The organism is Nocardioides bizhenqiangii (genome assembly GCF_034661235.1).
GTDB classification, from domain to species: Bacteria; Actinomycetota; Actinomycetes; order Propionibacteriales; family Nocardioidaceae; genus Nocardioides; species Nocardioides bizhenqiangii.
In genome coordinates, this window is record NZ_CP141059.1 from 3,848,985 (window position 1) to 3,869,335 (window position 20,351).

20 protein-coding genes are annotated in these 20,351 nt (G+C 71.9%); 5 read left to right on the forward strand and 15 right to left on the reverse strand.

The features are described 5' to 3' along the window. Positions 1–30: 30 nt before the first annotated feature. The 12 genes from SHK19_RS18720 to gmd form a co-directional block, all read right to left on the reverse strand. Positions 31–276 carry a phosphopantetheine-binding protein gene (locus SHK19_RS18720; protein ID WP_322454888.1) on the reverse strand — a complete coding sequence of 82 codons (246 nt, stop codon included), beginning with the start codon at positions 274–276 and terminating at the stop codon, positions 31–33. 67 nt (positions 277–343) lie between these two features. Next, positions 344–1,006, reverse strand: a complete 663-nt coding sequence (locus SHK19_RS18725) for an acyltransferase (RefSeq protein ID WP_322454887.1) — start codon at positions 1,004–1,006, stop codon at positions 344–346. Positions 1,007–1,029: 23 nt separating this feature from the next. After that, the gene (locus tag SHK19_RS18730) at positions 1,030–1,974 is read right to left on the reverse strand and encodes a hypothetical protein (RefSeq protein ID WP_322937133.1); all 945 of its coding nucleotides are present in this window, start codon (positions 1,972–1,974) and stop codon (positions 1,030–1,032) included. A gap of 113 nt (positions 1,975–2,087) precedes the next feature. Continuing rightward, a complete protein-coding gene (locus tag SHK19_RS18735) occupies positions 2,088–3,464 on the reverse strand; it encodes a class I adenylate-forming enzyme family protein (protein ID WP_322937134.1) in 1,377 nt (458 codons plus the stop codon). An 11-nt stretch (positions 3,465–3,475) separates the two neighbouring features. Next, positions 3,476–4,312: an SAM-dependent methyltransferase gene (locus SHK19_RS18740; protein WP_322937135.1), complete on the reverse strand. Its 837-nt coding sequence runs from the start codon at positions 4,310–4,312 to the stop codon at positions 3,476–3,478. A gap of 34 nt (positions 4,313–4,346) precedes the next feature. After that, entirely contained in the window at positions 4,347–5,081 is a 735-nt protein-coding gene (locus SHK19_RS18745; protein ID WP_322454883.1) for a 3-oxoacyl-ACP reductase family protein, read from the reverse strand. Continuing rightward, on the reverse strand, positions 5,078–5,335 hold the full coding sequence (locus SHK19_RS18750; RefSeq protein ID WP_322937136.1) for a phosphopantetheine-binding protein: 258 nt from the start codon (positions 5,333–5,335) through the stop codon (positions 5,078–5,080). Before SHK19_RS18750 ends, SHK19_RS18745 begins: the two co-directional genes overlap by 4 nt. 122 nt (positions 5,336–5,457) lie before the next feature. Continuing rightward, a complete protein-coding gene (locus SHK19_RS18755) occupies positions 5,458–6,483 on the reverse strand; it encodes a hypothetical protein (RefSeq protein ID WP_322937137.1) in 1,026 nt (341 codons plus the stop codon). Then, positions 6,473–7,498, reverse strand: coding sequence for a glycosyltransferase family protein (locus SHK19_RS18760; RefSeq protein ID WP_322937138.1), 1,026 nt, complete (start codon positions 7,496–7,498; stop codon positions 6,473–6,475). The genes SHK19_RS18755 and SHK19_RS18760 overlap by 11 nt, the downstream gene beginning before the upstream one ends. Positions 7,499–7,511: 13 nt before the next feature. Continuing rightward, positions 7,512–8,084 (reverse strand): serine O-acetyltransferase, encoded by a 573-nt coding sequence (locus SHK19_RS18765; RefSeq protein ID WP_322937139.1) that lies wholly within the window; start codon positions 8,082–8,084, stop codon positions 7,512–7,514. Position 8,085: 1 nt separating this feature from the next. Then, a complete protein-coding gene (locus tag SHK19_RS18770; RefSeq protein ID WP_322454878.1) occupies positions 8,086–9,393 on the reverse strand; it encodes an O-antigen ligase family protein in 1,308 nt (435 codons plus the stop codon). A 5-nt stretch (positions 9,394–9,398) separates the two neighbouring features. After that, the gene (gene gmd, locus SHK19_RS18775) at positions 9,399–10,376 is read right to left on the reverse strand and encodes a GDP-mannose 4,6-dehydratase (RefSeq protein WP_322937140.1); all 978 of its coding nucleotides are present in this window, start codon (positions 10,374–10,376) and stop codon (positions 9,399–9,401) included. A 68-nt stretch (positions 10,377–10,444) separates the two neighbouring features. On the opposite strand from gmd, the gene SHK19_RS18780 reads away from it, so the two are divergent. Continuing rightward, the gene (locus SHK19_RS18780; protein WP_322937141.1) at positions 10,445–11,536 is read left to right on the forward strand and encodes a glycosyltransferase family 4 protein; all 1,092 of its coding nucleotides are present in this window, start codon (positions 10,445–10,447) and stop codon (positions 11,534–11,536) included. Here SHK19_RS18780 and SHK19_RS18785 read toward each other — a convergent pair. Continuing rightward, positions 11,519–12,517 carry a GDP-mannose 4,6-dehydratase gene (locus SHK19_RS18785; protein ID WP_322937142.1) on the reverse strand — a complete coding sequence of 333 codons (999 nt, stop codon included), beginning with the start codon at positions 12,515–12,517 and terminating at the stop codon, positions 11,519–11,521. The two genes, SHK19_RS18780 and SHK19_RS18785, sit on opposite strands and share 18 nt — an antisense overlap. Positions 12,518–12,644: 127 nt before the next feature. Here SHK19_RS18785 and SHK19_RS18790 point away from each other — a divergent pair, with 127 nt between their 5' ends. Then, on the forward strand, positions 12,645–13,628 hold the full coding sequence (locus SHK19_RS18790) for an NAD-dependent epimerase/dehydratase family protein (RefSeq protein ID WP_322454874.1): 984 nt from the start codon (positions 12,645–12,647) through the stop codon (positions 13,626–13,628). Here SHK19_RS18790 and SHK19_RS18795 read toward each other — a convergent pair. Together SHK19_RS18795 and SHK19_RS18800 are read right to left on the reverse strand one after the other, a co-directional pair. Beyond that, complete coding sequence (locus SHK19_RS18795; protein WP_322937143.1) at positions 13,609–14,346, reverse strand: SGNH/GDSL hydrolase family protein; 738 nt, start codon at positions 14,344–14,346, stop codon at positions 13,609–13,611. The genes SHK19_RS18790 and SHK19_RS18795 overlap by 20 nt on opposite strands. A 103-nt stretch (positions 14,347–14,449) precedes the next feature. After that, on the reverse strand, positions 14,450–14,725 hold the full coding sequence (locus SHK19_RS18800) for a MoaD/ThiS family protein (RefSeq protein WP_322454872.1): 276 nt from the start codon (positions 14,723–14,725) through the stop codon (positions 14,450–14,452). A gap of 122 nt (positions 14,726–14,847) precedes the next feature. Between SHK19_RS18800 and SHK19_RS18805 the strand changes: the two genes are divergently transcribed. Genes SHK19_RS18805 through SHK19_RS18815 form a run of 3 tightly spaced genes read left to right on the forward strand, consistent with a single transcriptional unit; the run spans position 14,848 to position 20,345 of the window. Continuing rightward, entirely contained in the window at positions 14,848–15,600 is a 753-nt protein-coding gene (locus SHK19_RS18805) for a response regulator transcription factor (protein WP_322937144.1), read from the forward strand. A 57-nt stretch (positions 15,601–15,657) separates the two neighbouring features. Continuing rightward, complete coding sequence (gene mshD, locus SHK19_RS18810) at positions 15,658–16,533, forward strand: mycothiol synthase (RefSeq protein WP_322937145.1); 876 nt, start codon at positions 15,658–15,660, stop codon at positions 16,531–16,533. Positions 16,534–16,544: 11 nt separating this feature from the next. Then, on the forward strand, positions 16,545–20,345 hold the full coding sequence (locus tag SHK19_RS18815; protein WP_322937146.1) for a hypothetical protein: 3,801 nt from the start codon (positions 16,545–16,547) through the stop codon (positions 20,343–20,345). Positions 20,346–20,351 lie beyond the last annotated feature (6 nt).

The following is a 20,351-nucleotide window of genomic DNA, read 5'->3' on the forward strand; positions in this document are numbered from 1 at the left end:
TGCTAGTCGTCGGCGATCCGGCATCCGGGGTCATGCGGGGACGGAAGTCCCCGACTGGTCACCCGACACGTAGAAGCTCACGATCTCCCCCACCGTGTCCGGAATCCGCCCCTCACTGAACGGATCCGTCCCGAACTCATCCTCCAACATCGCCGACAGCTCAGCTGTCTGCAACGAGTCCAGGCCAAGGCCCTCGTCACCATGCAACGCCACGTCCAACGTGACGTCGACATCACCCTTGTTCGCGGCCGCGAGCAGGGACTCGACGATCCTCACGATCGAGCCTTGTACATCGTTCACAGAAAAGCCTCCATCTCAGACTGCGCCGGACACTATCAGCGCTCTAGCCGGTGTATCGCCGTAAGTCGTAGACCCGTTCCGCGATCTTCAGCGGCGAGAGACGACGCGCCGGGACGCCGCCGTGCAGGCTCCCCGCCGCGAGCTCCTGCCGGGTCCACGCCGTGGACCCTGCCGCGAGCAGCGCGCCCTCGCCCAGGACGGAGCCGGGCAGCATCGTGCAGGATGTCGCGACGAGCGAGCCCTTCTCGAGCGTGATCGGCTCGACGATGATCGCGCCGTCCTGGGGATCGAAGGCGTGCGTGAGCACCGTGCTCCGGACGCCGGTGATCCAGCAGTCGTCGGCGATCACCAGACCGCCGCTGCAGTCCAGGACGTGGAGCGTGACGATGTGTGCGTTGTCGCCCATCTGGAGCCTCTTGTAGTACTCGCCCCGCTCCTCACCGGGCCCCACTGTGTAGCCCGCCATGAAGTAGTTGAGCAGGAGGATGCGCGACCCGCGGCCGAGTCGGATCTCGTCGAGGCCGTCGAAGACGTTGAAGTGTCCGATCTGTGCGCCCTCGGCCAACTCGAACCGAGCGACGTTGCGGACCAGGCAGATCCCGACGAAAGCGGTCGGGTGGATGTCATGGCCGAGCCGGTTGAGCAGGCGGATCTTCAGGCTCCGGAACGGCAGCAGGAACGCGAACGTCGTCAGGAGGCTTCGCACCGCCGGAGACTATCAACCACCGATCACACGCCGAGGGCGGCCAGTGCTTTCGCCATCTCGTCGGCGACCTTCACCCGGCCGCTGTAGGAGTAGTGCTCGATGCCGTTGCGGTGGTCCTGGAAGTCCGCGTCCTCGAGGACCGGCTTGAGCAGCCCGTCGAGCCGGGTCGACCCCTGGCACAGCGCCTGCTCGACGAGGCCGAGGTCGTGCTCGATCGCAGTCTCGAACTCACCGGGGAACAGCCGCTCGCCGTGAGCCACCGGGACCTGCGACCAGCACACGACCGCCGGCACGCCGTACTCGTCCAGCCGACGCCCGAACGCCGTCAGGTCGGCCAGTCCCGGGTTGTCGTCATGGACCGGCTGGCCGTGGAAGTAGTCGAAACGCATCTGCTCGACCTCCGTCGGCCAGGGCGGCGGACCCAGGCCCTCGACCTTGGCGAGGCGCTCCCCGAGGGTCGCCGTCCCGCCCCAACGGGTCGTGACGGTGCGCGCCCGGAACTCCGCGACCTCGCGTTTCGGCGCCGCGCTGCCGCCGTTGGCGAAGGCCCGCACCCTGCGCAGCGGGGGCGAGATCCTCGCGAGCGCCGCCCGGGTGCGCCCGTGCCCGTGCAGCGGATGCTCCCGGACGTGGGTCGCGGTGTTGGGGCGGATGGCGAGGCAGGCCAGCACGGCGCGCGGACGGTTGTCGGCCATGCCGAGCACGCGGAGGAGGGCGTCGTGCATGCGCGCGTCGTAACCGCCGCCGGCGACCGTGACGATCGATGCCCCGGTCCGCTCGGCGAGCAGCTCGGGGATCAGCGTGCGGTCGGTGTCCGCGTGGGCCCAGTAGAGGCATGAGCTGTCCCCGAGAAGCAGGATGTCGCCTTCGCCCTGCTCCAGCTGGCGCCGCGCCTGCTCGAGGTGCAGCAGGGTCTGGTCGATCCACCGATTGCGCACCTGGCGCATGCGGTCGCGTACTGCAGGCATGCGGCGGATCGTAACGTCTCGCTGCGTCACTCGCGCGGGTTCGGCCCAGCTGCTGACACCTCGATCGTCGCCGGAAACCCCGCTCGCGACGCCGCCGAATAAGGAGACGCGCCCTAGTCGCCGGTGGCCGCCTCGATGCCGCGGAGGGTCTTTCCCTGCTTCGTGGCGAGCTCCTCGACCACCCTGACGCTCTTCGGCTGCCACGGCCGCGGAAGGTCGGCGCACGCGGCCCGGACCGCGGCTTTCAGGTCCTGCTCGTCGACCTCTCCGTCGGGGACGACGTCGACCGCGACCACGGCACCGACCAGCGCGTTCGGTCGCCCGTAGACACGGGCCGCGAACACGCCGGCGACGGTCGCCACCCGTTCCTCGACCGGGAGGGGGTGCACCTTGACCCCGCCGACGTTGATGACGTCGGACTTGCGGCCTTGGAACTCGATCCGGTCACCGACGACCTCGACCAGGTCGCCGGTCGGCCACCAGTCGGCCTCGGGCCGGTCGTCCTCGCCGTAGTAGCCGAGCATCGCGGCGGTGGACCGCACCCACAGCTCGCCGTCGACGATCCTCAGGTCCACCTCGCCGTCCTCGCCGCGCTCGAGCAGCGACGCCGGCAGGCCGTCGCGGCGGTCGCTGACCGAGCCGGTCGAGCCGAACTCCGAGCCGGCGTAGATGTGCGAGATCCGGGCGTCGGGGAAGGTTGCGGTCAGCTCGTCGAGCAAGGAAGCGGGTGCCGCCTCGCCGCCGAGGGTGATCTGCCGGAGCACGGGGACCGGCCGCGTGTCGGCGCGGAGCTCCGCGAGGAGGAACCGCCAGAAGGTCGGCGTCGCGGAGATGTGGTCCACGCGCTCGCGATGGATCCAGTCCATGACGGCCTGCGGCCGCCGTACGGGCGGGGCGACCAGGGTGGCGCCGGTGCCGAGTACGTGGATGAGCACCTGGAGCCCGGCGAACTGCTGCGGGCCGTAGGCGAGCAGCCAGCGCTGACCGGCGCCGTCGCGCGCGGCGCCGGTGCGGGAGAGCTGGCGCGTCCAGTCGTGGCGCACACCGCGGGGCTTGCCGGTGGTGCCGGTGGTCAGCACCAGGAGGGGACGACGCGCGGGAAGCTCACCCGGTTCGCCGTCCTCGGCGCGGTCGGCCCGCAGTCGCGCGGGCGGCACCAGGTCGGACGGCGGCTCGCCCAGGTCGTGGCGGTCGGTGACGATCACCTTGTGGTCGAACGCGGCCGCCTGACGGGCGAGCTCCTCCGGCGCGATGTCGGGCGCGTAGACGCATGCCTCGGCGCCGACGAGCGACGACGCCGCCAGGAGCGCGACGATGAGCGGCATGTCGTTGGAGACGATCGCGAGCCGTTCGATGCCCGCGGCGCGAAGGCCGGCGGCGAGGAGATCGGCCTCGTCGGCCAGCTGGCCGTAGCTCCACTCGCCGTCCACGGCGACCACGGCGAGGCGGTCGGCGTCGGACGCGGCGACCCTGCGGAGCAGCTCGATCACGGGTGGTCCTCTCAGGTCGGCTTGGACGCCGCGGCCATGCCGTAGCCGAACGTGCCCTCGCGCCACAGCGACTCCAAGATGTCGCAGGACCGCACGAACTCCTCCAGGCTGGACTCCCCTATCAGGTCGATCACCTGGTCGCGGTGCTGCTCGGCGTTGGTCCGCCACGCCTCGAACGTGGGCAGCGTCGCCTCGGTGAGGTCCTCGGCCACCTCAACGGTCAGACCGGCGTCCTCGAACCAGGACACGTAGCTGGCCAACGGTTCCATCCGCGCATCACCGAACGCGGCCCGCAGCGTCGCGAACTCCTCACGCCTGTCCCGCAGCTCCAGGAACGGGATCTCGCGGTGCCGCACGATGTCACACCACACCACGCGACCCCCCGGCGCCAGCACCCGCGCCGCCTCCGACACCAACCGGTCACGGTGCGGCATCAGGTGCGAGGACTCCAGAATCCAGACCCGGTCGAAGCTCGCGTCGGGGAACTCGTTGTCCGTTCCGTCACGCACCTCGAAGCCCACCCGGTCATCCAGTCCCGCTTCCGCGGTGCGCTCGCGGGCAATGTCGACGCCCACGCTGCTCGTGGTGATGCCGGTGACCCGCACCCCCTGTTCGGTCGCGAGGTAGCGCGCCTGCGCACCGGTGCCGCAGCCGACGTCGAGCACCCGCAGGTCCGGCTCGAACCGGGCCGCCGCGGCCATCCGCTCGGTCAGTCGGTGGGTCGCCTCGTCGAGCGGCTCGTCGGCACCCTCGAAGACCCCGTAGTGCAGCTCGGCGCCCAGCAACAAACCCCACGCCCGGGTGACCCGGTCGTAATGGTCGGCCGGCTGGTAAGAGTGCTCGGTCATGGGGCCACCTCGCGGTCGTTGCTTGTGGGTGCGGTCAGCACGTGAGCCCGCCGTCGACCACGAGGACCTGCCCGGTGATCCAGTCGTTGCGCTCGTCGACGAGGAACTGCACGGCGCGGGCGATGTCGTCGGGCTCACCGAGCCTGCCGGCGGGGGTGCGCCGGACGATCTGGTTGAGCTGGCCGTCGTCGAGCCCGTGGCTCATCTCGGTCCTCAGGTAGCCCGAGGCGATGCTGTTGACCGTGATGTTGCGCGACCCGACCTCGCGGGCCAGTCCCCGGGTGAAGCCGTCGAGCGCGGCCTTGGTCGCGCCGTAGACCGTCAGCCCGCGGTAGCCGGTCTGCCCGGTGATCGAGGAGATGTTGACGATCCGCCCGCCATCGCGGGCGAGCATGTTGCGCACGATCTGGCGGGTGAGGTGGATAGTCGCCTTCAGGTTCAGATCGATGACGGTGTCGGAGTCCTCGTCGGAGAACAGCGCGAGGATCCCGTCGCGGGCGACGCCCGCGTTGTTCACCAGAACGTCGACCGAGCCCCACTGGTCGAGGGTCGCCTTGGCGAAGAGGGTCGACTGCTCCCGATCAGCAAGATCAGCCTCCACGAAGAGGAACCGGTCGGCGTACTGAGCGCGCCACTCGCGTACGGCATCGGTCTCCGAGCGCGAGCAGGTGGCGACGCGATCGCCGGAGTCCAGGAAGGACTGGACGATCCCGGCGCCGAGGCCCCGGCTGCCGCCGGTGACGATCACGGTCCGCGGCTGCCCCGTCATGCGGGGGCCGTCGAACGCGACGCGTAGAAGCCCGCGATCTCCCCCACCGTGTCGGGGACGACGCCCTCGCTGAACGGGTCGGTTCCGAACTCGTCCTCCAGGATCGCCGACAGCTCGGCGGTCTGCAGCGAGTCGAGGCCCAGGCCTTCGTCACCGTGCAGCGGCGCGTCCAGCGTGACGACCACGTCACCCCGGTTCGCGGACTCGAGCAGGGACTCGACGATCTTCACGACCGAGTCTTGTACATCGTTCACAGCGGAAGCCTCCATCTCGGACTGGGCGCACGGACCTTATCAGCGCACCGGCCGACGGGAGGGCTGTATCCAACCGGTCGTCCGCAGAGCTCGGCCAGGCGGGCGTCTGCCATCGAGCGAGGTCAGCGCGCGACCAGCTTCCTGGCCACCTTCCAGACCGGCGGGAACGTCACGATCCTGCGCACGACCTTGCGGAGCCACAGCGGCCGGATGATCCGCTTGGCGAGCCTCGAGACCCGGCCGTCGATCCGCAGCAGGACCAGCTCCAGCTCGAGCTCGACCTCGCGGTCGAGCGCCACCTCGGGCGGGTGGACCAGGGGGAGCTGCATCTGCTGGGCCGGCCGCGGTGTGCGGGAGGCGCGGGTGTGGGTCGCGTCCGGCCCGAAGCCGTCGTTCTCGACGAGGTAGAGCGACGGGGTGGCGCACAACCCGCCCTCCGAGATGATCGTGACCCAGAAGTGGTGGTCCCACCCGTAGTGGTCGCCGTTGGTGGTTTGCGAGACGTTGAGGAAGTGCCGTTGCCCGGCAGGCGTCGCCAGTGCGCCGTCCGCCGGCGGTGCCGGCTTGACGCGTACGGCGTCGGCGGTGCGGGGTGTGGCGTGGGCCCGCTCGGACGCGCCTTCGTGCGTCCGCGGGAAGAGCTCGCGGTGGCGGCGCCAGCGGTCGCCCCAGGTCGCCCACCCCCAGACGCTCGCCCAGCTGCTGAAGGCGTAGCTGCGGCCGTGGAAGCGGGACTGCGGGACGCCCTTCTTGTCGCCGGAGATCAACCAGACCCGCTCGTCGTCCTGGTAGCGGTCGAGGAGCTCGGTGCAGAAGTCGAAGAACGACGGGTCGGGGATGCAGTCGTCCTCGAACACGATGGCGCGGTCCACCTGGTCGAAGACCCAGTCCAGTCCGAGCTCGACGTTCGCCTCGAGACCGAGGTTGGTGTCGGCATACCGCTTGTGGACCTTGCAGTCCCAGTCGATCTGGTCGATGAGCGCCCGGACCGCGGCGCAGGTCTCCTCGTCGGTGGCGTGGCCGGGGCGCGGACCGTCCGCGACGACGAAGACCTGGGAGGGCTCGACGCTGCGCAGAGCTCGGATCACGCGCTCGGTGACCCTTGGGCGGTTGAAGGCGATGAGGACGATCGGGACGTCAACGGCCACGTGCGGCTCCGGTTCGGCGGTCGGTGAGGCGGGAGATCACGCGCGACGCGGTCGCGGCCGCCCGGCTGTGGAGAGCCGATCGACCGATCCTGCGAAGTTGGGGGTTGGTCACGATGCCGCGCGCCCGCTGGGCCATCCCGCCACCGACCCGGCTGAGGAGCAGCTCGAGCTCGCGCTCGACCTCGACGTCCAGGGCCACCCGCTGGGGGTGGCGCAGCGGCATCGCCATCGGTGCCGGAGGCTCCAACCGGTGCTCGTAGACACCGTGGGTGGCGCCGGCGCCGAACCCGATGTTCTCGACCATGTTGACGGCGGGGGTGGCCGCGAGGCCACCCTCGTGCAGCATCGAGAGCCACCACTGCTTGTCCCAGCCGTGCCGGACCACGTCGCCGGACGTCGCTGCCTCGGCGAAGTGCCGTCGACCACCGCGGGTGACGAGCAGGTCCTCCCGCGGTACGACGGGCGCGGTCCGGACCGGCGCGAGTCCGTCCGGGCCCGCGTGGGACCTCGGGAAGAGCGCGCGGTGGCGGTGCCACCGATCGGCCCACGTCGCCCATCCCCAGACGCTCGCCCATGCGGCGAACCGGTAGCTGTCGCTGTCGAACAGGCGGGACGGCACCAGGAGGGAGTTCCCGGCGATCTGCCACACCCGGGTGTCGTCGCGGTAGCGGTCGAGGAGCTGGGTGGCGTACTCGAAGAAAGTGGGATCGGCGACGCAGTCGTCCTCGAGGACGATCGCTTCGGAGACCTGGCTGAAGACCCAGTCGAGGCCGGTCTCGACAGTGCCCTCGCACCCGACGTTCCGCTCGCTGTAGCGGCGGTGCACCTCGCACGGCCAGTCGACGCCATCCATCACCTGCCTCACCTCGGCACACAAGGCGGCGTCCGCGGGGTGGTCGTCGCGCGGCCCGTCGGCGATGAGGAAGAGAGTCTCGGGCCGGCTCGCCCGGACGGCCTCGAGGGTGCGCCGGGTCAGCTGAGGGCGGTTGAAGCCCACCAGTGCGACAGAGGTCATGGGAGGTCGTCCTTCAGTCGCCAGGCCGGGTCAGGTCGCTCTGGGCGATCAGGTCGAGCTCCTCCTCGGTCAGCTTCCGCACGACTCGCGCGGGTGAGCCCATGGCGACGCAGCGCGGCGGGACATCCTTCACGACGAACGACTGGGCACCGATGAACGCTTCGTCGCCGATCGTGAGTGCCCCCAGGACGATGCTGTCCAGCGCGATCGTGACGTTGTTGCCGATGGTCGGCCAGCCCGCCATGGAGAGTGGGCCGCCGCGGCCGGTGTCGCCGCCGATGCTGACGCCATGGCTGATCCGGGCGTTCCGACCGATCCGGACTCCCTCGGCGATGAGGATCTTCTGGCTGTGGACGAGACACAGGCCGGGCCCGATCTCGGCGGCGGGGTGGATCTCGGTGCCGCCCCACACGACGGCCGCGCTGCGCAGGAGGAACGAGAACGGCCGCGTCAGCCGGTTCCGGTAGAGCACGTGGCTGATCCGGTACATGACCACGACCTGCACGGCCGGGGAGGCGAGCGCCTTGCCGATCACCTTGGCCCAGTAGCTCAGCTTCGGCTGCCGAGGGTCGACGTGCACACGCATGTCAGCGAGCATCAAGCTCAGCACCGGGCACTTCCTTTCTCGTTGCGACGGGGTCGCCGCCTGTCGTCGGACTGGCCCGTCGTTGGCGCGCCACCGTCACTGCCGGGAGGATCGCCAGCGCCATCGGCACCACGATGGTGCGGTCGGTGAGGCCCGGCACCGCCGGGCCGATGACGATGAGGACCCACGCGATGTAGGAGAGCCGGCGCAGCGGATGGGTGCCGAGCACGGGACGCGCGAACACGAACAGGACGGCGAGGTAGGCGACCAGGCCGAACACCCCGACGCCCACCGCGACCTCGAGGAAGAGGTTGTGGACCAGGCCCACGTTGGCGTCGAAGCCCGTGCCGAAGAGCGGGTTCTGCGCGAAGCGCTCGAGGCCGTAGTCGAGGCCCTCGGACCGTTCACTGTCAGCGCTGCGCGCTGTCGCGTCGCCGACCAGACGGGTCAGCGAGCTGCCCTCGCCGGTGGCACTCACGGCGTACGGCAGGAAGGCGACGCTGACGCAGGCGGCCACGGCGAGGCCGACCGCCGCGAGCGCGGACCGCTCGACGACCGGCACCAGCAGGATGATCGCGGCCACGACGACGGTCGCCGCACGGCTGCCGCTCATGATCACCGCAGCGATGCCGCCCAGAGCGATGACGACCAGCACCGCGCGCACCCGCCAGTCCCGGTAGTGCGGCAGGAGATAGAGGATGATCGCCACCGCGACCACGCCGCCCATGCCGAACGCGTTGGCGTGGTGGGCGAGACCGTCGTAGCGGTCGTTGACGAGCGGGCCCTCGGCCAGCGCCTTGAGGAGACTCGCCGTCTGACCGGCCAGGTAGCACCAGAGCAGGAAGTCGATCGTGGCGCGGGCCGGCTGCCACCACGCGATGAAGATCGGGAAGAACCCGAGGTAGAAGATCAGGACGGCCATGAAGAGCAGGGCCCCGATCGGCTCCACGTTCACGACGGCGCTCCGCAGACCGAAGACCGCGAGGGCACCGAGGCCGACCAGGTAGAGCATCGGCACCCGGAGCTCGTGCGTGAGGACCGAGGGCAGGAGGAGCAGCACACCGAGGAGGACCAGCAGGTCGGTGGGGTTGGCGCCCTGGGTGTCGATGATCCCGCGATACATCGGCGCGGTCGCGAAGGCCCCGCCGAGCACGAGGACCGCCGTGCGCTCCCTGCCCAGGATCGCGAACAGGAACGCCATGACGGCGACGGCCAGCCCGAGGGCCGCATACCGGAGGCCGAGGGTCGCGCCGGCCGCGAGCGCACCCGCCAGCAGCACCAGTACGGCGGTGACCACCCGACTGTCCATGGTCGTCACCTCCCGAGGAGTCGACTCATCTGCTCGATGTCGGCGTCGACCATGAGCCGGGCGAGTCCCTCGGCCTCGGTCTCCGGCTTCCAGCCGAGCACCTCGCGGGCCTTGCTGGCGTCGCCGACCAGGGCGTCGACCTCGGTGGGTCGCTCGTAGGCCTGGTTGTGGCGGACGTGGTCCTGCCAGTCCAGTCCGGCGTGCGAGAACGCGTAGTCGAGGAACTCCCGCACGGTGGTGCCGATCCCGGTCGCGAGCACGTAGTCCTGCGGCTGGTCGTGCTGCAGCATCCGCCACATGCCCTCGACGTACTCCTTGGCATAGCCCCAGTCGCGGACCGCGTCGAGGTTGCCGAGGGTCAGGTGGTCGGTGACGCCGAGCTTGATCGCCGCCACACCCAGGGTGATCTTGCGCGTCACGAAGCTCTCACCGCGCCGCGGCGACTCGTGGTTGAAGAGGATGCCGGAGACGGCGAAGAGGTCGTAGGCCTCGCGGTAGTTGACCGTCACCCAGTGCGCGTAGAGCTTGGCCGCACCGTACGGCGAACGCGGGTAGAAGGTCGTGTTCTCGTGCTGGGGCGGCGGCGTCCCGCCGAACATCTCCGACGTCGAGGCCTGGTAGAAGCGGCAGTCGATCTTCGCCGCGCGGATCGCCTCGAGCAGCCGCAGGGTGCCGGTCGCGTCGGTCGAGGCGGTGTACTCCGGCATCTCGAACGAGACCTTCACGTGGCTCTGCGCACCCAGGTTGTAGACCTCGTGCGGCGTGATCTCGCGGATCAGGTTGACCAGGCTGACGCCGTCGGTCAGGTCGCCGTAGTGGAGGTGGAGCATCGACTCCTCGTGGAGGTGGTCGATCCGGCTGCGGTTGAGCGTCGACGCGCGCCGCACCAGTCCGTGCACCTCGTAGCCCTTGCCGAGCAGGAGCTCGGCGAGGTAGGAGCCGTCCTGGCCGGTGATCCCGGTGATCAGCGCGCGCTTCGTCACGCGGGTCACCGTATACGGCGGATAAGGTGCACGCGCTTCGAGTCCGCAACAAAGGAGGGTCCGCCCGCATGCACCTGGTCGTGGACGCGGTCGCCGTCCGTCCCGGCAGCGCCGCGATCGTGATCGAGCACCTGCTCCGCGGGTGGCGGGAGGCGGCCCCCGACGACCGGGTGACGGTCCTTGCCGACGGGGCCGGCCCGGCGTTCGCCGTGCCCGACCCCTACGACGTCGTCACGGTGCGCTCCCCCGCCGTCGGCCCGGTCGGCGCGGCGTGGCTGCGCTCCTGGGGCGTACGACGCGCGGCCCGTGCGCTGCGGCCGGACGCCGTCCTGTCGGCGGTGCCGGCCACCGGCCTGGCGGGGTACGGGGCCCGGCGCGGACTCATCCTCTACGACTTGCGGCACGAGCTGCGACCGCACCAGTTCTCGTGGCGTACCCGGCTCTCGCGCCGGTTGTCGTGGGGCTGGACGATGAGCCGGTCCGACGGCATCTACACGATCTCCGAGCGCACCCTGACCGACCTCCGGGACCGTCACCCACGGCTCGCGCGGCTCGGAGTCGCCGCACAGCTGGGCGCGGACCACGTCGATGACTGGCCGACGGTCGCGACGGTCCAGGAGGCGCCGTACGCACTGGCATTCGGGCACTTCGCGAACAAGAACGTCGACGCCGTGATCGAGGGGTGGGCGCAGTACTGCCGGACCGCCGACCCTTCTCCAGGCTCAGGGCGAGCCTGGCGGCTCCGCCTTGTGGGCATGGGGTCGGCCGACCGCGCCGCCGCCCGTGAGCGGGTGGCCGCGCTCGGCGTGGCCGACCGGGTCGAGCTGATGCCGTGGCTCGACGACGCCGCATTCCAGGAGTGCTTCGCCGGCGCCGGGCTGGTGATCTTCCCGTCCGACTTCGAGGGGTTCGGCCTCCCCGCCATCGAGGCGATGCGACTCGGCATCCCGGTCGTCGTGTCCGACGACCCGGCGCTGGCGGAGGTCACCGGTGGACATGCTGCCGTCGCCCGGTCGACCGCGCCCGCGGACCTCGCGGCGGCGGTCACCACGGCGCTGCAGCACACCCCGGAGCAGCTCGATGCCGGCCGCCGGTTCACCGACGGCTTCTCCTGGCGCCGCACGGCGGGCGTCGTGCGTGCGTCACTCCTGGAGGGCTGACGCCTCCAGGTACCTCGCGTCGTGGTCGACGCCGGTGCGGACGCGCTCGCGGTCGACCGCGACCATGTGGCGCACCAGGTCCGCGAACGTCGTCGTCGCCCGCCAGCCGAGCGCGGCAGCCGCGGGCTCCGGGTCGGCCACGAGGACGGCGGTGTCGGCCGGACGGAGCAGGTCGGGGTCGGAGACGACGAAGCGCGCCGGGTCGTCGACACCGGCTGCCTCGAACGCGGTGGCGAGCAGGTCGGCGAGCCGGTGCGCCCGGCCGGTGCCGATGGGCAGGTCCTGGGGCTCGTCCGCCGCGACCATCCGGTGCATGGCCTCGACGTAGTCGCCGGCGAAGCCCCAGTCGCGGCTGACGTCGAGGTTGCCGAGCCGCAGCTCGGAGCGCACGCCGGCCGCGATCTCCGCGACCGCCCTGGTGATCTTGCCGGTGACGAACGCCGTCGTCCGCAACGGGCTCTCGTGGTTGTAGAGGCGTGCCGAGCTCGCGTGGAGGCCCTTCCGCTCCCGCGCCTCCCGGACCACGTCCTCGGCCGCGGCCTTGGCCCGCGCATAGGGGCTGTGCGCGGCCGAGCCCAGGACCTCGGCCGACGACGCCTGGAAGAACCTCGACTCGTGTCCGGTGTCGGCGCGCAGCGAGACCAGCGCGTCCACCAGGGTCTCGACCGCTTCGTGGTTGACCGCTCGGGTGATCTCCGGCTCGTCCCAGCTGCGCGCCACCGAGCTCACGGCAGCGAGGTTGTAGACCTCGTCCGGCCGGGTGGCGGTGACCAGGCTGCGCACCCCCTCGCGATCACAGATGTCCAGCGTCGCCAGCTCCACGTCGGCGAGGTAGGCGGAGCAGAGTTCGGGGAGCGCCGCTCCCGCCGGCGCGACACCGACCACACGGGCGCCGCGGCGCCGGAGGAGGCGGGCCAGGTAGATCCCGTCCTGGCCGGTCACTCCGGTGATGAGGACGGTCGGCCCCGGCTGGTCGCGCACGGGCGGCAGCCTAGTGACACGGTCCGAGCGGGACTCACAATGTGTCGTTTTGTCACATCGGCCAGAGCCAGATGACAGAGTTGGGCCCGATTCTTGGGGGCCGGACGATGAGAGTGGGTTTATCTAGATGTCTAGTCGATCTGTCGACGTTGTCGTAGCCGGTGGTGGCGGGTTCATCGGCGGCCACCTGGTGGCCAACCTGCTGGCGCAGGGCAAGTCCGTCCGCTCGGTGGACGTCAAGCCGAGCGCCGAGTGGTACCAGGTGCACCCCGACGCCGACAACGTCCAGAGCGACCTGTCGCTGCGCGAGAACGCCTTCGCGGCGACCGAGGGCGCGGGCGAGGTCTACATGCTCGCGGCCGACATGGGCGGCATGGGCTTCATCGAGAACAACAAGGCCCTCTGCATGCTCTCGGTGCTGACCAGCACCCACATGCTGCAGGCCGCGCAGGAGCACGACGTCGAGCGGTTCTTCTACTCCTCGTCCGCGTGCGTCTACGCCGCCGACAAGCAGACCGACACGGACGTCACCGCGCTCAGCGAGGCGGACGCCTACCCCGCCATGCCCGAGGACGGGTACGGCTGGGAGAAGCTGTTCACCGAGCGGATGTGTCGGCACTTCCGCGAGGACTTCGGGCTCGAGACCCGCGTGGCCCGCTACCACAACGTCTACGGCCCGGAGGGCACGTGGACCGGTGGCCGCGAGAAGGCGCCGGCCGCGGTGTGCCGCAAGATCGCCACGGCTGCCCTCACCGGCGACCACAGCATCGAGATCTGGGGCGACGGCGAGCAGACCCGCAGCTTCATGTACATCGACGACTGCCTGCGCGGCTCCCAGATGATCCTCGCCTCCGACCACCTCGAGCCGATCAACCTCGGCAGCTCCGAGCTGGTCTCGATCAACCAGCTCGTCGACATCGTCGAGGGCATCGCGGGCATCAGGTGCGAGCGCAACTACAAGCTCGACGCACCCCAGGGCGTGCGCGGCCGCAACTCCGACAACACGGTGATCAACGAGGTCTTCGGCTGGGAGCCGTCGATCAGCCTGGCCGACGGCCTTGCCCGGACCTACGCGTGGGTCTACGACCAGGTCAAGCGCGACTTGGGTTGAGCGCCCGTCGCACGGCCTCACGGCCGGCGTCGTTGGTGTGGCAGCCGTCGTCGGTGAGGTCGCTGCGCAGCTGACCGTCGGTGCCGGCGAGTTGAGCGGTCAGGTCGGTGACGCGCATCCCGGGCCGGGCTGCGGTGACCTCCTGGTGGAGGGCGTCGCAGATCGCGCGGTGCGCGACCAGCCGCTCCTCGATCGTGCCGACCACCGGGAAGGCGACGTGATCGGTGACGTCCACGCTCGGCGGGACCGGCGTGACGACGACTGCGGTCTCCGCGCCGGCGCGCTTGCGGAGCTCGTCGATCCGGTCGACGTAGGTCGCGACGAACCCGGTGTCGAGCCTCCCGTCGACCAGCCGGTTCGCCAGGTGGCACCGCACGTCGATCTCCCCGAAGCTGAACGTCAGGACGCCAGGGGGGTTCGGCAGCCGGCCGAGGACCGCCGTCACCACGCGAACGGAGGTCGGCCACCCACCCCGGGCGATCGAGAACATCAGTCGCGGACCGAGGTGCCACACGAACCGGTTGGCACCGATCCGTCCGAGGCGGTCGAACGCGAACGAGGGGGCGTTGAGGAGAACGGCGTGCGAGTCGCCGATCCACAGCTCGTCGACGCGCCCCCGGGCCGCCGCGCCGCACAGCCGGACGGTGCCGACCAGCTGCTGCAACCACGCGCGGAACGCCCACAGCCGCAGTCCGATCCGCTTCACCAAACGCTGCACGATCCGTGCGTCCTCTCTCGCGCGTGAACCACTTCCCGCTGCTCGACGGCACAACCTAACCGACCGTCAGGCGGTGCGGCGGATACTTCGCGGAGCCGGCCGGTCAGCCACCCGCGAACGGCGGCAGGAACTCGACCGTCGAGCCCGGCGGCACGACGACCACCGCGGGATCGCGGCTCCCGACCGGCTGGTCGCCGACCAGCACCGAGCAGACCGCGATCACGTCGGCGAACCGGGAGGCGGGGTGGCGTCGTACGACGTCGGAGGTCAGGTCGGCCAACGTCACCGGTCCCGATACGGACACGGCGTCCTCGGCGGTGCCGGCGGCCGATCGTGCTGCCGCCCAGTACCGCACCCGGATGACCTGCGTCTCACTCACCGTCGCTTCCCTTCCGCGTGACGCCGTGGTTTCTGTATCGTCCCCCACAAGAAAACCGGCCGAGGCTCAGTGTTGCGTTTCGGTCTCTCTACGGCACTCCGTGCCAGCCAGGAGACCCCGGCATGAGCACTCTTCTCCTTCTGACCAGCGCCTTGCAGCCCTCGGCCGAGGTGCTGCCCGGCCTCGCGCTCCTCGGCCACCAGGTCAAGATCCTGCCTGCCGAGGGCAGCGCTCTGCTCGAGGCGCCCGAGTCCGACCTGGTGCTCGTCGACGGTCGCCAGGACCTGGCCGGGTCCCGTGACCTGTGCCGGCTCATCCGCACCACCGGCACCGACGTGCCGGTGATCCTGGTGGCCACCGAGGGCGGACTCGCCGTCGTGTCCCACGACTGGGGCATGGACGACGTCGTCCTCCACACCTGCGGCCCTGCCGAGCTCGAGGCGCGGATCAAGCTCGCGATCGGCCGGCTCGCAGCCGCGCGCGAGGCCGCCGACCCCGAGGCCCACGTCATCCGGTCCGGTGAGGTCGTGGTCGATGACGCGACCTACACGGCCAAGGTGGGCGGCCGGGTGCTCGACCTGACGTTCAAGGAGTTCGAGCTGCTCAAGTTCCTGGCGCAGCACCCCGGTCGCGTGTTCTCCCGCCAGCAGCTGCTCCAGGAGGTGTGGGGCTACGACTACTTCGGCGGCACCCGCACCGTCGACGTCCACGTACGGCGGCTCCGGGCCAAGCTCGGTCCCGAGAACGAGACCCTCATCGGCACCGTCCGCAACGTCGGCTACCGCTTCGTGCTGCCGACCAAGGACGGCCAGAAGGACAACCAGAGCGACCGGGCCACCGCCGACCGGGCCGACACCGCCAGCGTCGACGCCTGACCCTGCCCTGTCCCGGCACGTCCGCTGCGTGTCCTCGTCTCGTCTAGGGTCGCTGAGGTGACCGTCCCGGACCCGCTCGCGGCCATCGTCGAGGTACGACGCGCCTGCCTGGCGGTCGACGGGCACGACCCGGTCGACGAGTCGGTGCACCTACGGCTCAAGCACCACGGGCTCGCGGACACCTCTGCCTGGGTCGAGGACGGGGCGTTCGCGCTACGGCACCAGCGCGCTCTCGACCTGGCCGTCGCGCCGGCCGGCCGCGGGCAGGGACGAGGCGGCCGACTGGCGGCGCTGGCGGCAGCCGAGCCCGGCGAGCTGACCGCGTGGTCGCACGGCGACCATCCGGCGGCCCGGGCGATCGCCGAGCGGCTCGGGTTCGTCCCGGCCCGTGAGCTGTGGGTGATGCGGCGGCCGTCCGCCATACCCCTGCCGCCGGAGGCGCCGCCGGCCGGGGTCACGATCCGCGACTTCGGGGTCGCGACCGACGCCGAGGCGGTGCTCGCCGTCAACGCCGCTGCGTTCGCAGCCCACCCCGAGCAGGGTGGGATGTCGGCGGCCGACCTCGCCGAGCGGATGGCCGAGCCGTGGTTCGACCCGGCGGGGCTGCTGCTCGCGTTCGGACCCGACGGTGAGCTGCTCGGGTTCCACTGGACCAAGCGGCACGACGCGGACCACGGGGAGGTCTACGTCATCGGGGTCTCTCCTGAGGCGCACGGCCGCGGACTGGGCCGGGTGCTCACCGTGGCCGGCCTCCGCCACCTCGCCGACCGTGGCGTCTCCGAGGTGCACCTCTACGTCGAGTCCGACAACACGCCGGCGCTGCGGCTCTACTCCGGGCTCGGTTTCACCCACGCGCCGACCGACACCCATGTGCAGTTCCAGCGGCCGTCCCAAGGCTCGCCACTGCGACACGAAACCCCTTCGTCCGGATAGCATCGGCCCCTATGAGTTCCGTCTCCGACGACGGGCTTGCGCCGGACGACGAGCGCGAGCTCGAGAGCGCCCGCCGCGGGCGCGGCCGGAGGCTGCCCTGGCGGAGACGCGACGACGACGAGCCCGAGGTCGCTGAGCTGGATGCCGAGGACGTCGAGGAGTTCATCCGACGCAGTGCCGCGGCCGCGGACAGCACCGACGAGGACGAGCTCCCCGCCAGCGACGGCGCGCACGCGTCGACCGACCCCCTCGAGGGGGAGCTCGACGAGGAGTCGGTGGGCATCGCCGGACGCGTCTCCAGTCGTCCGCGGGCGGAGCCCCAGGAGTACGACGAGTTCGCGCCCGAGGGTGACGACGACGTCGACTGGGGCGGGCTCGTGGAGCCGGCGCCGACGGCCACCCGGACCGCCCGGGGCCGCACGCCGTCCCCCGCGCCCGACCGCGATGTCCCGACGCCCGAGGCCGCCGTCGCCCGGCCTGCGACCGATCGGCCGACCGCCGAGGCCGAGGCACCGTTCACACCCGACGTCGACGCGGCGCGGAAGGTCATCGCCGACGCGCTCGACATCGGGTTCGCCGAGCCGCTCCCCGACGCTCCCCCGCAGCGCAAGCTCTGGCCCCGCCGCCGCGGCGACGTCGTGGTGCCGCGTGTCTCGGGGGACGGCCAGGCAACGCTCGCCGAGGAGCAAGCGCCGGTCGACGCCGCCCACACGGAGGCGGTCGCGGCCCTCGCCGCCCAGCTGCGCCGCGACGCCGAGATGGCCGCGGCCGAGCAGGCAGCGGAGCGGATCGCGGCGGAGGAGGCCGCCCAGCGCGCCGCGAGGGCCCGCGAGGAGGCGGACCGGCTCGCCCAGGAGCAGGCCGCACTCGCCGCGCAGGCGAGCGAGGCGCGCGCCGAGGCGGAGGAGATCGCCCGCCATGCTGCGGCCGCGCGCGAGGAGGCCGAGGCAGCGGCGCGCGAGCGGGCCGAGCTCGCCGGAGCCGAGTCCGAGAAGCGGGAGGCAGCCGAGCGCAACGCTCAGGAGCAGGCGGAGCGCGCCGCGGCGGCCCACAACGAGCGGCTCGAGGCGGAGGCGTTCGCCCGCGAGCAGGCACAGCTCGCTGCGCAGGCGGCCACCGCACGGCAGGAGGCCGAGACCGCCGCCGAGGAGTTCGCCAACTTCGCCCGTCGCGCCCACGAGGAGCGCGCCGCTGCCGAGGAACGCGCCCGCGCCGTGGCGGAGGCAGCAGCGGCCGCCGCTGCCGAGCACGCCGAGTTCGCCCGCCGGATCCTCGAGGAGCGGGAGGCGGCCGAGCGCAGCTCGGCCGAGATCGCGGTCGCGCGGGCGGCGGCCGAGGAGTCCGCCCGCCAGCAGGCGGCCCTGGCTGAACAGGCGTTCCAGGCCGCCGAGGCCGCGGAGCTGCGGGCCCGGCAGCTTGCCGAGGAGGCCGCGTCCAGCACCGCCGAGCACGGCGCACTCGCACGTGAGGCGGTCGATCAGCGGGCAGCGGCCGAGGCCGCCGCTGCCGAGCACGCCCAGCTCGCCCGCGAAGCGCACGTGGCCCGCCAGGCGGCCGAGGAAGCTGCCCGTGAGCAGGCCGACCTGGCACGGATCGCGCTGGAGACCGCCGAGGCCGCCGAGGTCCGCGCCCAGGATGCTTCCGCCCGTGCCGAGGCCCAGGTCTCGGCCCGGCTCGCGGCCGACGAGTCAGCAGCGCAGCAGGCCCGCGCCGCAGCCGAGGCACACGAGGCCCGCCGGCTCGCCGAGGAGGCCGCCCGCGAGCAGGTCGAGCTGGCCCGCGAGGCCCAGGCGGCCGCGGCCGCGGCTCACCAGTCCGCGGCGTCGCTCGCCGACGAGAAGATGGCTGTCACGATGGCCCTCGCCGAGGCCGAGCGGCTCGCCGAGGACGCGAGCCGCGCCCGGATGGACGCCGAGAACCGCGCCCGCGAGGCTCTGGCCGAGCTCGAACGCTCGGCGGTCGCCCAGCAGACCGCGCTCGCGAGCGTCCAGGCCGACCTGTTGCGTGCCGAGCAGCAGGCGCTCGAGCATGCTCAGGCGAGGGCCGCGGCGGAGCAGGTCGCGGCCGAGCAGGCGCAGGCCAGGGCCGACGCCGAGCAGGTTGCGGCGGAGCAGGCCCGGGCCAGGGCGGACGCCGAGACCCGGGCAGCGGCGCTCACCCTCGAGATCCAGGAGGCGCGCGCGCAGGCCGCCGCGATCGAGGCATCCGCCGCCGAGGCCCAGGCCCACGCCGAGGAGCAGATGCGCATCGCCGCGGAGGCGCGACGGGCGGTCGACGAGCAGGCGGCTGCGGCCGCCGAAGCGTCCGTTGCGGCTGCTGCCGCCGCCGAGGAGCGGGCCGCGGCCCAGGCGGCCCTTGCCGCCGCGACGGCCGCCGCTGAGGAGCGCGCTGCTGTCGAAGCAGCCGCCGCTGCCGCCGCCGATGAACAGGCCGCCGCCGAAGCTGCCGCTTCCGCGGCCGCGGAAGCGGAGGAGCAGGCTGCCGCCGACGCAGCCGCCGCCGCTGCCGCCGAGGAACAGGCCGCCGAAGCCGCGGCCGCTGCGTCGGCCGACACGCCCGCGGCGAGCCTCCTCGACCGGTGGGCCGCCATCAAGGAGTCGGAGGGCTGGGAGCCCTCCCAGCCGGCAACGGCGGCTGCCGGCGCGACCATCGACGGGGTCGCCGCCGGACCCACCGGACCCTCGGAGCCCGAGAGCCTGCTCGACAAGTGGACGGCGCTGACGGCTCCGGTCGAGCCGCCCGCCGGCGCTCGCCGTCGGGACGAGGTCGCCGGGGACGCCGAAGAACCCGTCGCCGAGGACACCGTCGACGAGACGGGGCCGCCGAAGACGCTGTTCGACCGTTGGGTCGCGCTCAAGGCAGGCGATGGCACCGCCGGCGGCGCGGTAGCAGCAGACGAGACCGCCGAGACCGCGCCGGAGGCCGAGTCCACCGCAGACGCCGCGACCCAGGCCGCTGAGCCGGAGGAGCTCCTCGACCGCTGGTCGGGATCCTGGCCCGGGGCCAGGCCGTACCCGACGCCCAGCGACGCTCCCGACCAGGAGCCCGCCGCGGTCGACGAGACAGAGGAACCCGCCGCGGCCGTCGCGGAGCCCGCTGCCGACGAGGACTTCGACCCGCTGACCAGTCCCGTCTTCGCCGTGCCGCCGGTCGACGAGGTCGACGAGGTCGAGGTGGTCGACGAGGTCACGGCGGCAGAGCCGGTCGAGGACGAGCCGGTCGAGGACGAAACGGTCGAGGACGAGCTCGACGACTTCGACGAGGACCTCGCCGCCGACGAGGACGAGGTGGACGTCGTCGCTCCGGCCGATGAGGAGCCCGAACCCGAGCCCGCGCCAGCGCAGGAGCCGGAGCCCGAGCCCGCCCTGGTGACGACCGGGAAGCACCAGGCGTACCACTCCAAGCGCGGGAGCGGCGTGATGCCGGTCCTCGCGATCATGGCCGCGCTCGCGTGTGCCGTCGCGGTCGGCAAGTACGCCATCGAAGGCACGCTGCGCGACGACATCCAGCTGAGCGCCTCCCTGAGCGTGGCCACCGCTGTGCTGCTCCTCTACGCCCTCCGGGCGATCGGCAGCACCCGCGCCGTGCACATCGACGATCGCGGCTTGCTCAAGGTCGTGATCGGCGACTACGCCAGCACGTTCGACCTCACCAGCCCGAGCACCCAGATCGAGCAGATCGGCCAGCCCGGCCAGCGCAACTGGCAGATCCGGATCCTGCGGCGCAGCATGTCGCCGGTCGAGATCGACAGCAAGGCCGTGGACCCCCGCACCTTCGTCGAGGCGTTGCGTCAATGGCGTCCGGACCTCTAGACGAGT